This is a genomic window from Acinetobacter sp. WC-323 (assembly GCF_000314615.1).
Classification (GTDB): domain Bacteria; phylum Pseudomonadota; class Gammaproteobacteria; order Pseudomonadales; family Moraxellaceae; genus Acinetobacter; species Acinetobacter courvalinii.
Window position 1 is genome coordinate 84,049 of sequence record NZ_AMZS01000033.1, and the last position, 14,671, is coordinate 98,719.

Here is a 14,671-nt window from a genome sequence, read left to right on the forward strand (position 1 = left end):
TACTATAGCGTGATAGTTTTGATTATTTATTGACCTTTCCGACGAGTGATGATGGCGGAAAGGTGAAGGATGAAATTTGGAATTTTCTTACTACAACTTCTAACAACAATAATCGTTTCATGGATCCAGAACGTTTGATATGACAAGAGTAATATTTAGCAACCAAACACGAGGAATCCTGACGGAGTGTCTAAATTTTTATGTGTGTTTTAAACAACATATTAATAATAATTCTTTTGTATCAATTTTAGGTTCTATTGTCTCGGCTAAGGCAATTTTTCTTAAAAACTTTAAAATTAATATTTTTTAATTTTGTTAATCATCTCTTTCCCATCCCATACGCCCTTCACAAAATTCACAACCTGTTAAGTAAGAATCTTCTCTCAAGTTCGTAGATTGTTCATTACACCATTCACAAGTGCCATATGAACGAGATACATCAAAACATTCTACACATAACAAATCATTTTCATTTATTTCTACAACTGTTCCATATCCCGAGCAAGTCCCACAATTAATAGGAAAATAATCACCTATTCCATCTTTGATTGCTATATATGCAGCGCTATCATCTATAAATTTTTCTTTAAGTTCATCTCCATCAAAAGAATATTTACATTTATTACATTTTGCATGAGGTTCTCCCTGAAATAGTACATCTCCTTCAAAACATTTATCACACTTAATTATTAAACAAAACTGCCTTAAATCACAAACTAAGCATTCTGATTCATAGGTTTCATTTATTACATTAGAGTGTTTATTTGATTCAAAATCGCATGAGGGACAAATATCGAATTTATAACCATCAGCTGTTAGATCAACTATTCTCGGCTTAATTTCTTCATACTTAACTTGTAAAAATAAATGTTGTTTTTTTAACTTAAAACTAATTTCATATATTTTTTTAGAATAATCATTGAAAGTATCTTTCCATTGCTTTGATAATAAATCATTTAGAAAATACCATGCTCTCAATTGCTCCTTAACAACTTTTTGTATCTCCTGTTTACGCTTTTCAAGTGTATCTGCTTCATGATAGAAATGTACCATTTGATTTCTATGTCTAGTAATATTATGAAATGCTGCAAGTGCTTTATCACTAAGACCTGATTGTACAACTTTACTTAACTTTTTTGATGCTTCATCCAAATTAACTGATACAAAATCCCCATTTTGGAATTTATTCCAATCAGGCTCCTTGTTATAGGCGATAACTAATGACCAATGTTCATCCATCAGTCTAGCTTTTAAAAATAATTCAATAGAAGCATGAAAATGAATAACGGAAAACTTTGGCCTATTTTCTAATTCGGCTATCGACTGCTGTAAGAAATCGAAAGCATTCTCAACCAATCGATTAAACTTATTATTAATTATTTCTGACTTTTCCATTCTATTACTTTTATCAAAAAACCCCATCATCAAGATAGGGTTTTTATTAAACAGAATCAATCACTTTCAGATCAAAATATTACGCCACTTGACCTTCTAAAAAGTCTTGTGCAAAACGCTGTAATACCCCACCCGCTTCATACACAGAAACTTCTTCTTCTGTATCTAAGCGACAGGTTACAGGCACTTCCAGAATTTCTTCCTTACCATCCGCTGTAGCACGCTCAATGACCAACGTTAATGTCGAACGCGGTGCAATATTACCAATCACACTATAAAGCTCAGTACCATCCAGCTTTAAGGTTTTACGGTTCACACCTGGCTTAAACTCAAGCGGTAAAACGCCCATACCCACCAAGTTAGTACGGTGAATACGCTCAAAACCTTCAGCCACAATCGCTTCAACCCCTGCAAGACGAACACCTTTTGCTGCCCAGTCACGACTTGAACCCTGACCATAATCCGCACCCGCCACAATGATCAACGGTTGCTTACGGTTCATATAGGTTTCAATCGCTTCCCACATCCGCATCACTTCGCCTTCTGGCTCGACACGTGCTTTTGAACCCTGCTTGATCGTGCCGTCGGAACGAACCACCATTTCATTAAACAGTTTCGGATTGGCAAAGGTCGCACGCTGTGCTGTCAAATGGTCACCACGATGGGTGGCGTACGAGTTGAAGTCTTCTTCAGGTACACCCATCTTGTGCAGGTATTCACCCGCAGCCGAATCCATCAGAATCGCATTCGATGGCGACAAGTGATCGGTGGTGATGTTGTCCCCCAAAATTGCCAACGGACGCATATTGGCTAAAGTACGTGGTGCAGCCAACGCCCCTTCCCAATACGGAGGACGACGGATATAAGTACTTTGCGGACGCCAGTCGTATAACGGACTTTCGGCTTGTTCAACTTCGCCCAAGTCAAACATTGGAATATAGACTTTGCGGAACTGTTCAGGCTTGACCGCTTCTTTGACCAATGCATCAATTTCAGCATCCGAAGGCCAGATATCTTTCAGGTAAATTGGATTACCGTCTTGGTCTGTACCTAATGCATCTTTTTCGATATCAAAACGAATCGTTCCTGCAATTGCATAGGCCACAACGAGTGGCGGAGATGCAAGGAATGCCTGTTTTGCGTATGGATGGATACGACCATCGAAGTTACGGTTACCTGAAAGTACCGCAGTGGCATACAGGTCGCGATCAATGATTTCTTGTTGAATCACAGGATCAAGTGCACCCGACATCCCATTACAGGTGGTACATGCATAGGCGACGATACCAAAACCAAGTTTCTCAAGATCACCCAACACACCCGCTTCTTCCAAATACAGCGCAGCTGCCTTAGAACCTGGTGCAAATGAAGATTTTACCCAAGGTTTACGTACCAAGCCCAATTCATTGGCTTTACGTGCCAGTAGACCTGCAGCAACGGTATTACGCGGGTTAGAGGTATTGGTACAAGAGGTAATGGCCGCAATAATGATTGCGCCATCAGGCATTAAGCCATCAGTACGGTTTTCAACTACACCGGCAATGCCTTTCTCTTTCAAATCAGCTGTAGAGACACGTGCATGCGGGTTTGATGGACCGGCAATGTTACGTGTCACCGTTGAAAGGTCAAAACGAAGGACACGTGGGTACTCAGCTTGGGTCATATCCGATGCCCAAAGCCCGATTTCTTTGGCATATTGTTCAACTAACGCCACTTGCGCATCTTCACGACCGGTCAGGCGTAAATAGTCGATGGTGTTCTGATCGATATAGAACATCGCCGCAGTTGCGCCATATTCAGGGGTCATGTTCGAAATCGTAGCACGGTCGCCCACCGACATGCTGTCAGCACCTTCACCGAAGAACTCTAAATAAGCACCCACCACACGCTCTTTACGCAAGAACTCAGTCAATGCCAACACGATATCCGTTGCAGTAATGCCTGCTTGACGCTGACCAACAAACTCAACCCCGATGATGTCTGGCAGACGCATCCAGGATGCACGACCAAGCATCACATTTTCAGCTTCCAGGCCACCCACACCGACTGAAATCACGCCTAGCGCATCGGTATGCGGGGTATGTGAATCGGTACCGACACAGGTATCCGGGAACGCCAAACCATCACGGTTTTGGATCACCGGAGACATTTTCTCCAGGTTGATCTGATGCATGATGCCGTTACCCGCAGGAATCACGTCGACATTTTTAAAGGCGGTCTTGGTCCATTCAATAAAATGGAAACGGTCTTCATTACGACGATCTTCTACTGCACGGTTTTTCTCAAACGCATCCGGATCAAAACCACCATATTCCACTGCCAATGAATGGTCCACGATCAACTGGGTTGGCACCACAGGATTGACTTTAGATGGATCACCGCCTTTATCGGCAATCGCATCACGCAAACCAGCCAAATCCACCAGTGCGGTTTGTCCCAAGATGTCGTGACAGACCACACGTGCCGGGTACCACGGAAAATCGAGATCCTGACGGCGTTCGATTAACTGGGTTAAATAGGCCGTTAAATTTTCGGCATCCGCTTTACGCACCAGCTGCTCAGCCAGTACTTTCGAGGTGTATGGCAGCTTTGCGTATGCGCCTGGCTGAATATCTTCAACGGCTTGGCGCACGTCATAGTATTCGAGCTGGGTACCTGCCAGCGGTTTACGATATTTTGTGTTCATTAACCACGCTCCGCCAATGGTTTGAATTCAAGGTTTTCAGGGCCGGTATAGTTGGCGCTTGGACGAATGATCTTGCCGTCCTGACGTTGTTCAATCACGTGTGCAGACCAGCCCGCAGTACGTGCAATCACGAATAACGGCGTGAACATTGCCGTTGGTACGCCCATCAAGTGATAGCTTACTGCACTGAACCAGTCGAGGTTCGGGAACATGTTCTTCACTTCTTTCATCACCGCTTCTAAACGTTCAGCGATCAGATACATCTTGGTATTTTCTTGTGCTTCAGCCAGTTCACGCGCCACTTGCTTGATCACTTCGTTACGTGGATCAGACACGGTATAGACCGGATGACCAAAACCAATCACCACTTCTTTATTTTCAACACGTTTACGGATATCAACTTCGGCTTCATCGGCATTGTCATAGCGTTGTTGAATCACGAACGCCACTTCATTGGCACCACCGTGTTTAGGGCCACGCAGCGCACCGATCCCGCCTGTAATGGCTGAATACATGTCTGAACCTGTCCCTGCCACCACACGTGAAGTAAAGGTTGAGGCGTTGAACTCATGCTCTGCATACAGAATCAAAGAGGTGTGCATCGCTTGAATCCATTCTTCCGATGGCGCTTCACCATGCAGGAGATGCAGGAAATGCGCAGCAATCGAGTCATCATCCGTTTCAACTTCGATACGACGACCGTTGTTGCTGAAGTGGTACCAGTACAACAACATTGAGCCTAGGCTTGCCATCAATTTGTCAGCAATGTCTTTTGCGCCTGCTTCGTTGTGGTCTTCGTGTTCTGGGGTTAAACAGCCGAGTACAGATATACCGGTACGCATCACATCCATTGGGTGTGCAGATGGTGGCAGTTGCTCAAGTGCAGTTTTCAGTGCTGCGGGTAAGCCACGCAATGCTTTTAATTTTGCTTTATAAGCTTTGAGTTCGGCTTTGTTTGGTAATTTACCGTGTACCAGCAGGTGTGCCACTTCTTCAAACTGGCTCCCGGCTGCAAGGTCGAGAATGTCATAGCCGCGGTAGTGTAAGTCGTTGCCGCTGCGGCCTACGGTACACAGTGCGGTGTTGCCTGCCACTTGTCCGCTAAGGGCAACTGATTTTTTTGGTTTGAAGCCTGTTGTTGTTTCATTACTGCTCATAAGATTGTCCTTTTTATATCCTTAGGTGAATTTCGTAGCGGTGTCTTACCGAACTCTCATCTTATTTGAGGATAAGCCTTCGGCCGGACTTACTTTTGATGGATCAAAAGTAAGCAAAAATCCTTTGTTGGCCTGACGGTACTTCCTGAGCAATTTCAAAGCATCGCTTTGAAAGCAGCGCAAGGCAGCCCAACGTGGCGGCATCCATGCCGCCCTCACGGTCATTAATACTTTCATGAAACTGATAAAAATACTTTTTTATCTCTACTAGAAAGTCTTCAATTCGTGAAATCCCTCTCCCTCTGGGGGAGGTTAGGAGGGGGCGAAATTATTTATTCTTCGCAAAAGTTCCATCAAGATATTGTTCAAACGCGTGGTAGTTAATGCGTTCATACAATTCTTGACGGGTTTGCATGGTATCGACCACGTTCTTTTGTGTGCCTTCTTTACGCAAAGTCTCATAAACATTTTCTGCGGCCTTGTTCATGGCACGGAATGCAGAAAGTGGATACAGCGCAATGCTGACATCGGCAGAAGCCAGTTCTTCCGTGGTAAATAATGGGGTTGAACCAAATTCGGTGATATTGGCTAAAACTGGCACTTTGGTCGCATTTGCAAACTGCTTATACATGGCCAATTCCGTGATCGCTTCCGGGAACAACATGTCTGCACCCGCTTCGATATACGCCCCAGCACGGTCAATCGCAGCCTGCAAGCCTTCAACCGCAAGTGCATCGGTACGCGCCATGATCACAAAGCTGTCATCGATACGGGCATCAACTGCGGCTTTAATACGATCGACCATTTCTTGCTGGGTGACGATGGCTTTATTCGGACGATGACCGCAACGCTTGGCACCCACCTGGTCTTCGATATGCATGGCAGCAGCACCAAACTTGATCATCGACTTGGTGGTCCGTGCGATATTAAAGGCAGAAGCACCGAAACCGGTGTCGACATCGACCAATAACGGCAGGTCACAGACATCGGTAATACGGCGTACATCAGTCAATACATCATCAAGGTTACTGATACCCAAATCAGGTAAGCCCAAAGAACCTGCGGCAACACCACCACCAGACAAATAGATGGCCTTGTAGCCAGCGCGTTTTGCCAATAACGCATGGTTGGCATTGATCGCACCCACCACCTGTAATGGTTTTTCATTTGCGACCGCGTCGCGGAATAGCTGACCAGCTGACTGTTTAGCCATGTTGTTGTTCTCCTTGATTTTGCAGCAATGTTTGCTCAACAATTTTGTAGGATGCATTGATGTGACGGTGCATCAGCATTTCGGCAAGCTCACCGTCACCTTCAGCAATCGCATCTAAAATGCGGATATGTTCATCCCAAGCCTTGCTTGGTCGATCTGGGGTATTTGAAAACTGGATTCGATACATACGGATGAGGTGATACAGCTCATCACATAACATTTTTTCGAGGGTTTTATTGCCACTGCTTTTGATAATGCAGTAATGGAAATCGTCCTGACCTTCTTGCAGATAGTAGCCCTTACCTGCTTTAAAATTTTCATCCTCGGCATGCATCCGCAATACATCACGCAAGGCCAGAATCTGTTTTTTATCAATATGCTGCGCGGCCAGTTTACAGGCCAAACCTTCTAATGACGCACGGATCTGGTAGAGTTCCTGAAACTGCTGTAACGACAGTGATACCACACGCGCACCGACATGGGCCGTTCGTTCCACCAGTTTCTGCCCTTCCAGCCGATGAATCGCCTCACGCAATGGACCTCGACTGATGCCATACATCCGTGCCAGCTCAGGCTCTGAAATCTTGCTGCCCGCAGGAATCTGTCCCAATACTATCGCCGACTGAATTTGCTTGAATACGTGTTCCGTCAGGGTCATTCCCTGACTGGTGCTGAGGGCTTGAGGAACAAGGGTATCTTGCATATTGTCGACAATCTCTACGGTTTTGATGATTTTATAACGAGGTAGAAGAAAAAATGCAATAGGATTGTCGACAATAAATTAGACTGATGCTTTCAATCCTACTGTATCATCCTGACTTAACGGCGAATCAATACACTGCTAAACAACTTATATAAAAACAGATAAACCAATAGTTTAAGCACGGCCCTATGTATCATTTAGCCCTGCAATCCGACCGACTGGGCAGGCTTAGACTGTTCATGCTACGACCATGGTATGACAGCTTGATTGTAGACAATCTTTATAATGATTACATGGCGACAAATTTTGTAAGTAAATACTGCACCAAAATGTAAATAACAGCGTGCTTCATGCAGTCTTTATTGATACATTATTGGGCATCGAAGGTTCCGCTTCTGAAGCCGACCTCCCCAGACATCTATGCACTTTGTTGAAGAAAAGGACATTGTTAATGTTTCAACATATCCCACCTTATGCAGGCGATCCGATCCTATCACTCATGGAACAGTTCAATGCTGATTCGCGTGCTGAAAAGGTAAACCTCAGTATTGGTTTGTACTATAACGAAGACAGTATCGTTCCTCAGCTTGATACCATTATCGAAGCGCAAAAACGTATTGCTCCTAAAAACACGCAAACCAAGCTTTATTTACCAATGGAAGGTTTCAAGCCTTACCGCGATGCGATTCAAGCCTTATTGTTTGGTGCAAATAGCCCTGCAATTCAACAAGGCCGTGTTGCAACGATTCAAACGCTTGGTGGTTCAGGTGCATTAAAAGTCGGTGCAGACTTCTTGAAAACCTACTTCCCGAATTCAGAAGTTTGGGTCAGCCAGCCAACTTGGGATAACCACGTTGCGATCTTCAATGGTGCAGGCATCAAGAGCAACTTCTACCCGTACTTCGATGCTGAAACACGTGGCGTTGATTTTGACGGGATGTTGTCTACGTTAAAAACATTGCCAGAACAAAGCATTGTGTTATTGCACCCATGCTGCCATAACCCAACAGGTGCAGACTTGAACCCAGCACAATGGGATCAAGTGATTGTGGTATTAAAAGAACGTAACCTGATTCCGTTCCTCGATATCGCGTATCAAGGTTTTGGCGATGGTATGGAACAGGATGCTTATGCCATCCGTGCTTTAGACCAAGCGGGTCTGAACTTTATTGTCAGCAACTCGTTCTCTAAAATCTTCTCACTTTACGGTGAGCGCGTTGGCGGTTTGACGTTCGTATGTGACGATGCAGAAGCAGCAAAATGCACCTTCGGTCAGTTGAAAGCCACAGTACGTCGTATCTACTCTAGCCCACCAACAACAGGTGCATGGTTGGTTGATCAAGTGTTAAATGACGCTGATCTTAATCAACAATGGCAAGGCGAAGTGAAAGAGATGCGTGAGCGTATTATCAAAATGCGTAGCATCTTGAAGGATGAGTTGACCAAAGCCCTTCCTGACCGTGACTTTAGCTACCTTGTGAATCAAAAAGGCATGTTCAGCTACACTGGTTTAACCGCTGAGCAAGTCGACATTCTTCGTGAAGAATATGCAATCTACCTGGTACGTAGTGGTCGTATCTGTGTTGCTGGTCTGAACATGAATAACGTATATAAAGTTGCCAAAGCAGTGGCTGAAGTTTTAGCAAAATCTACTGCAACCGCTTAAGTTGTAACACCTAAAAAAGGCGCTTGAAGCGCCTTTTTTTATGGCCTGTTTTATTTAAAGTCAGGACTTGGCCTTGCCCCAATACTTCAACTTAGAGGTCTGTCCAATCCCGACATTAAAACAGTTATTCGGATCAAGTTTCTGGTAGAAATTGGCCAGTGCAGGCTTGGCAATATACAGATGACCGACATTATGCTCGGCAGGATATTCCGCACGGCGGGCATCGAGTAAATGCCACATTTGATGTTCCATCACTAAAGGATCATGGCCCTTTTTCAGAATGTAATCCTGATGAAACACATGACAGAAAAAATGTCCATAATAGAGCTTATGAATAATCTGCTGTTCCATCTCTGCAGGCAGTTGCTCGACCCATTCACGATCATTACGACGTAAGGCAATATCGAGCGCCACAATATCTTCCACTTCATCCCGATGGGTATCACGATAACGAATCGCTGCACCTGCCACCGCAAAACGATGCAAAAAGGCTTTACGCCCTTCCTCAGCATCACAGAGGAAGAAATTGCCTGATGAATGCACTGCAAAATAGTCATGTAAAAATTGCTCGGTCTGAGTCTTGCAATTATTTTCAACGCGTAACATCAAGTGATGCTCGTAACAATCGCGATATTCCGTCATCCGCTTAGGTAGATGGCTCGGTAACAAGGACGTGATCGCTTGTAAAAGATGATCGGTCAGCCCTTTGATTTTAAATCTTTCTAAAAAGCCATCGACCTTATCCTTGAATGCAAAGGCTTTGGGTACATTGGCAGTGCCAAATTTCTCAATAAACAGGAAAGTATCTTTGCCGTATTTTTCACCAATATGATACGCATCACGATGAATATATTCGCCTGCAATCGGCAAGCTTGGCAATGAAGTCAGTAAATAACGACGAATCGCAGTCAGATCATCGGCATCATTTGTACCAATATAAAACACACTGCTTTCTACCTTTTCATAAGTATCCAGACGCACCGCAAACACACAGACTTTGCCTGCCGAACCCGAGGCTTCAAACAGGCGTGAAGGATCGGCATTAAAACGTGCCGGACTGTCGGCATCGACTTGAGTGACGTCTTGCGCATAGCGTTGATCGGATGCCTGCTTTTCAGCATCATCCAGAATATCTGTGGCTTGATAGCGTTGCTGTTCTAAACGAGTCAGGATTTCTTCAGGAGTTGAGCCCAAGTTGACGCCCAGATGATTGACCAACTCCAGCTGACCTTGGGCATTGACCTGCGCATACAGTGCCAGTTCAGTATAGGCAGGGCCACGACGAACCAAGGCACCGCCTGAGTTATTACAGACACCACCCAGTACCGAAGCACCGATGCAGGAAGAGCCAATCACCGAATGCGGCTCACGATCATAGCCTTTTAGTATATGTTCCAGATTGTCCAAAGTTGCCCCCGGCAAACAGATCACCTGCTTACCCTCATGAATCACCTGAATCCCTTTTAAACGACGGGTACTCATCACCAAAACAGGTCGGTCATAATCAACGCCATAGGGTGTTGAGCCACCTGTCAGGCCCGTATTGGCCGCTTGCATGATGACAATACAATCGGCTTCGATGGCGGCTTGTAGCACCTGCCATTGTTCCAGCAAGGTCCCCGGGATGACCACTGCAAAGACTTTGCCTTCACCAAAACGACGGCCTTGACGATACTGCCGTGTACTTTGATCATCACTCAGTACATGCTGACGACCAACAATCTGCTGTAAACGATCAATCACCACTTTGGGAGAAAATGTTTGCATGACGGCTCCTTTGGATCATTCATTTATAAACTTAGACCAACACGGCAGAATCTTAGTATTTGTCATTCGAGTAGCTCATTCTTCAATATGAATCAGCCCTTTATTTGCTATCGCGGAAGGCGGCAAGGATGCCGCCTGTTGAGCAACCGTACAAGGAAGTACGGTTTGCTCAACAAAAGGTTTTTGGTTACTTTTGACCTTTCAAAAGTGACAAACGCCTCTACACAAGAAACACGCAAGTCACCCAATGATGAAGCAGTGCCTACTGCATCACTTAGCAAATTATTCTTAAAAACCTTGTTTAATGGCTTGTACCAGACAATCCGCATTAATCTCTTGAATCGACTTAGCACCCGTCAACGTCATTGCTACCCGCATTTCCTTATCAATCAAATCAAGCAAGTTCGACACCCCTTGCCCACCCGCAGCAGCCAAGGCATACACAAAGGCACGTCCCAATAACACCGTATCTGCACCAAGCGCCAACATGCGCACCACATCCAGACCATTACGAATGCCAGAGTCTGCCAAAATCGCCAGATCACCCTTCACCGCATCGGCAATCGCAGGCAAAGCCCGCGCAGAAGACATCACCCCATCCAGCTGACGCCCACCATGATTGGAGACCACAATGCCATCCGCACCAAAACGCACCGCATCCTTAGCATCTTCTGGGTCCAGAATGCCCTTGATCACCATCGGGCCATCCCAGAACTCACGAATCCACTCCAGATCTTTCCATGAGATTGACGGATCAAAGTTAGACCCCAACCAGCCGATATAGTCTTCAAGCCCAGTCGGTTTACCCAGATATTTAGAGATATTGCCCAAGTCATGCGGACGCCCACACATCCCGACATTCCATGCCCAATGCGGATGCAACATCGATTGCATATAACGGCGCATCGCCGCATTCGGCCCACTCATGCCTGAATGAGCATCACGATAACGCGCACCTGGCACAGGCATATCCACAGTAAACACCAGTGTTGAGCATCCTGCTGCCTTGGCACGTTCCAGGGCATTGCGCATAAAGCCACGATCACGCAACACATAGAGCTGGAACCACATTGGGCGATTGATTGCAGGTGCCACTTCTTCGATCGGACAAACCGAAACCGTCGACAAGGTAAATGGAATACCTTTTTTATCCGCTGCCACCGCCGCTTGCACTTCACCACGACGTGCATACATACCGGTTAAACCCACAGGTGCCAAAGCCACTGGCATGGATAAGGTTTCGTTAAACAGTCTGGTTTCCAGACTCAATGCCGTCATGTCATTCAGCACCCGTTGGCGTAAGGCAATTTCAGACAGGTCCTGTACATTACGTTTTAAGGTGTATTCCGAATAGGCGCCTCCATCGATGTAGTGAAATAAAAATGGCGGTAAACGACGTTGTGCCGCAGCACGATAATCATTGCCAGAAGAAATAATCATTTTGAGTCAACTCTACTTAAACGTGTTGCACGTTTCTGGCGAGCTTCATCTTCATCCAGAGCACGTACATGATTAATCACAAATTCAATATGACCACACACCGCCTGGCGTGCAGCTTCGGGATCTTTACGATCAATCGCATCCATCACCTGAAAATGCTGCTCACTGAGCAAGTCACCATTGACAGGATCGTTATAAACTTTCTTGCGCCCCAGTAAGACGTTGTATTGCAACAGGTCAAACAAGCCACGCATCATCTGGATCAGCACAATATTGTGCGAAGCCTCAGCAATCGCTAAGTGGAATTCAGCATCCGCCACTGCCGCCTGAGCCGAATCGCCAGCATTCTGATGGCGGCTAATCTCGTCAAAATAATGATGGATTTTGGCGCGATCTTCAGCGGTTGAGCGTAATGCCGCATACCATGCGGTGCCGCCTTCCAGCAATAAACGCGCTTCTTGCACATCAAAACGGTACAACGGATCTTCTTCAATCAGGTTACTGATCGGATTCACAATCAACTGTTGTGACCATTGCTCTGGTAACTGTTGAATGTAAGTCCCATCACCACGGCGGCTACTGAGCACCCCCTGACTGTTTAGCTGTTGGATCGCTTCGCGTAAGGATGGACGAGAGACCCCCAAACTGGTCGCAAGCTGACGCTCGGCGGGCAAACGATCACCTTGTTTCATCTGGCGTTGCTCAATGAGTGCCTGTAATTTCATGACCACTTGATCGGAGATTCTCATCACATTTCCTTGAGTAGAGTTATGGAATCATCCACGGCAACAGATAAGCCTGAACCGTGACGATGATGCCAACAAAGACTGTAAATATGATGCTATGTTTTACCGTGAAACGGAACAGGTCTGCTTCTTTCCCCACCAGGCCCACCGCGGCACAGGCAATCGCAATTGATTGCGGTGAAATCATCTTGCCCGTTACGCCGCCACTGGTATTGGCCGCCACCAGCAATACTTCTGGAATCCCGATTTGCTGAGCGGTAGTCGCTTGTAAAGCCGAAAACAAGGCATTGGATGAGGTATCCGAACCCGTCAGGAAGACACCGAGCCAGCCCAAGAAGGGTGAAAAGAAGGTAAAGGCATGACCGGTATGCGATAACGCCAAAGCCAGCGTCGCAGACAGACCTGAGTAATTGGCAATAAAGGCAAAGGCCAACACCATACCAATCGAATAAATCGGGGTTTTTAATTCATTCAAGGTTTCAGCAAAGGTGCTGACCGCTTCACGGGTTTTCATTTTCAGGAAAATGATGGTGATAATTGCGGCAATGAAAATCGCGGTCCCTGTGGCAGAGAACCAGTCAAATTTATAGATCGCTTCATAGGCCGTGGTTTCAGGCACAATCGGTGCCATTTTTTCTACCAGCTTATGCAGATATGGCACTTCGATTTTAACCATCCAGTCCGCCAAGGCACCGTCTTTGCTAAACAAGGCTTTAAACGGCTGCACACTCCAGATCGTCACCATCACGGTTAAAATCATAAACGGCGACCATGCTTTGGCAATCTGCGCAATGCTATAGCGTTGTGACGTATGCGCTGCTGAGCTTGTATTTTTTGGCTCTACACCCTCAAAACGGAAAATATGCTTTGGCTTCCAGACACGGAACAGTAAGGTCAGGCTGACCAGTGAAGCAATCGATGCCGTAATATCCGGTAGCTCGGGCCCCAGAAAATTAGAGGTTAGATATTGCGCGATTGCAAAAGCACTACCACCGACCAGTACCGCAGGCCAGGTCTCTTTTACCCCGCGCCAGCCATCCATAATCGCCATGATCCAGAACAGCACGATAATAACTAGAAACGGCAACTGACGGCCCACCATCTGGCTGATTTCCATGGTCTCGACACCCGAGACCTGCCCCGCCACAATAATCGGAATGCCCATTGCGCCAAAAGCCACTGGGGCAGTATTGACGATCAGGCAGAGTCCCGCCGCATAAAGTGGCTTAAAGCCCAATCCCACCAACAGGGCAGCGGTAATCGCAACAGGCGCACCAAAACCTGCGGCACCTTCCAGAAAGGTCCCAAAGGCAAAACCGACCAAGAGCATCTGTAAGCGCTGATCTTCGGTAATCGATAAAATACTGGAACGAATGACATCAAACTGCCCGGTTTTGACGGAAATTTTATACAGAAACACCGCACCGATAATAATCCAGGAAATCGGCCATAAGCCGTAAAAAAAGCCATAAATCACCGAAGCAAATGCCATTTCAGCGGGCATCTGATAAAAGAATAACGCAATCAGCAGGGCAATGATGACGGTACAGGTCCCTGCCACACTACCTTTTAAACGAAATACCGCCAAAGCCAAAAAGAAGAAAATAATAGGAATCAGCGCCACCGCACTGGATAGCCAGATATTATTGAAAGGATCATAAATTTGTTGCCACACATTTAGCATTCTCATCTCCTTGAAATGCTGGGCGTCATTTTGTTTTCACTTCGATCTTGAACGAATCTTTCTATATTGGTATGACCAATATTAACTAAACCAGCAAATATCATCCATTTGCAATCCTTATGCATCTTAATTACATGAATTCTCAGGATCAAGCCTACCAAAACCCCAATAATTGGTATGACCAATAATAATTAAATTAAATCAACCTGTTTAG

10 protein-coding genes are annotated in these 14,671 nt (G+C 45.7%); 1 reads left to right on the forward strand and 9 read right to left on the reverse strand.

Going from position 1 to position 14,671, the window contains the following annotated elements; translation table 11 throughout:
- Nucleotides 1–315 precede the first annotated feature (315 nt).
- From ACINWC323_RS12915 to ACINWC323_RS12895, 5 genes are all read right to left on the reverse strand, one after another.
- Nucleotides 316–1,395 carry a hypothetical protein gene (locus tag ACINWC323_RS12915; protein WP_009510351.1) on the reverse strand — a complete coding sequence of 360 codons (1,080 nt, stop codon included), beginning with the start codon at nucleotides 1,393–1,395 and terminating at the stop codon, nucleotides 316–318.
- 79 nt (nucleotides 1,396–1,474) lie between these two features.
- Nucleotides 1,475–4,081, reverse strand: coding sequence for a Fe/S-dependent 2-methylisocitrate dehydratase AcnD (gene acnD / locus ACINWC323_RS12910; protein ID WP_009510426.1), 2,607 nt, complete (start codon nucleotides 4,079–4,081; stop codon nucleotides 1,475–1,477).
- Nucleotides 4,081–5,238, reverse strand: coding sequence for a bifunctional 2-methylcitrate synthase/citrate synthase (prpC, locus tag ACINWC323_RS12905; RefSeq protein ID WP_009510470.1), 1,158 nt, complete (start codon nucleotides 5,236–5,238; stop codon nucleotides 4,081–4,083). Before prpC ends, acnD begins: the two co-directional genes overlap by 1 nt.
- A gap of 328 nt (nucleotides 5,239–5,566) precedes the next feature.
- The gene (gene prpB / locus ACINWC323_RS12900) at nucleotides 5,567–6,451 is read right to left on the reverse strand and encodes a methylisocitrate lyase (RefSeq protein ID WP_009510488.1); all 885 of its coding nucleotides are present in this window, start codon (nucleotides 6,449–6,451) and stop codon (nucleotides 5,567–5,569) included.
- Nucleotides 6,444–7,154 (reverse strand): GntR family transcriptional regulator, encoded by a 711-nt coding sequence (locus tag ACINWC323_RS12895; RefSeq protein ID WP_005228321.1) that lies wholly within the window; start codon nucleotides 7,152–7,154, stop codon nucleotides 6,444–6,446. The genes prpB and ACINWC323_RS12895 overlap by 8 nt, the downstream gene beginning before the upstream one ends.
- 451 nt (nucleotides 7,155–7,605) lie before the next feature.
- Between ACINWC323_RS12895 and ACINWC323_RS12890 the strand changes: the two genes are divergently transcribed.
- A complete protein-coding gene (locus tag ACINWC323_RS12890; RefSeq protein ID WP_009510370.1) occupies nucleotides 7,606–8,820 on the forward strand; it encodes an amino acid aminotransferase in 1,215 nt (404 codons plus the stop codon).
- A 60-nt stretch (nucleotides 8,821–8,880) separates the two neighbouring features.
- Here the strand turns inward: ACINWC323_RS12890 and dld are convergent, their stop codons facing one another.
- From dld to lldP, 4 genes are all read right to left on the reverse strand, one after another.
- Nucleotides 8,881–10,587: a D-lactate dehydrogenase gene (dld, locus tag ACINWC323_RS12885; protein WP_009510335.1), complete on the reverse strand. Its 1,707-nt coding sequence runs from the start codon at nucleotides 10,585–10,587 to the stop codon at nucleotides 8,881–8,883.
- A 288-nt stretch (nucleotides 10,588–10,875) separates the two neighbouring features.
- Complete coding sequence (gene lldD / locus ACINWC323_RS12880; protein ID WP_009510356.1) at nucleotides 10,876–12,027, reverse strand: FMN-dependent L-lactate dehydrogenase LldD; 1,152 nt, start codon at nucleotides 12,025–12,027, stop codon at nucleotides 10,876–10,878.
- Entirely contained in the window at nucleotides 12,024–12,776 is a 753-nt protein-coding gene (gene lldR, locus ACINWC323_RS12875) for a transcriptional regulator LldR (RefSeq protein WP_005228317.1), read from the reverse strand. The genes lldD and lldR overlap by 4 nt, the downstream gene beginning before the upstream one ends.
- Before the next feature lie 19 nt (nucleotides 12,777–12,795).
- Nucleotides 12,796–14,463: an L-lactate permease gene (gene lldP, locus ACINWC323_RS12870; RefSeq protein WP_171062169.1), complete on the reverse strand. Its 1,668-nt coding sequence runs from the start codon at nucleotides 14,461–14,463 to the stop codon at nucleotides 12,796–12,798.
- Nucleotides 14,464–14,671 lie beyond the last annotated feature (208 nt).

Coding starts and splice junctions, on each gene's coding strand:
- lldP (WP_171062169.1), bottom strand. CDS start 14,463: ATGAGAATGCTAAATGTGTGGCAACAAATTTATGATCCTTTCAATAAT.
- ACINWC323_RS12915 (WP_009510351.1), bottom strand. CDS start 1,395: ATGGAAAAGTCAGAAATAATTAATAATAAGTTTAATCGATTGGTTGAG.
- acnD (WP_009510426.1), bottom strand. CDS start 4,081: ATGAACACAAAATATCGTAAACCGCTGGCAGGTACCCAGCTCGAATAC.
- ACINWC323_RS12890 (WP_009510370.1), top strand. CDS start 7,606: ATGTTTCAACATATCCCACCTTATGCAGGCGATCCGATCCTATCACTC.
- prpB (WP_009510488.1), bottom strand. CDS start 6,451: ATGGCTAAACAGTCAGCTGGTCAGCTATTCCGCGACGCGGTCGCAAAT.
- dld (WP_009510335.1), bottom strand. CDS start 10,587: ATGCAAACATTTTCTCCCAAAGTGGTGATTGATCGTTTACAGCAGATT.
- lldR (WP_005228317.1), bottom strand. CDS start 12,776: ATGAGAATCTCCGATCAAGTGGTCATGAAATTACAGGCACTCATTGAG.
- ACINWC323_RS12895 (WP_005228321.1), bottom strand. CDS start 7,154: ATGCAAGATACCCTTGTTCCTCAAGCCCTCAGCACCAGTCAGGGAATG.
- prpC (WP_009510470.1), bottom strand. CDS start 5,238: ATGAGCAGTAATGAAACAACAACAGGCTTCAAACCAAAAAAATCAGTT.
- lldD (WP_009510356.1), bottom strand. CDS start 12,027: ATGATTATTTCTTCTGGCAATGATTATCGTGCTGCGGCACAACGTCGT.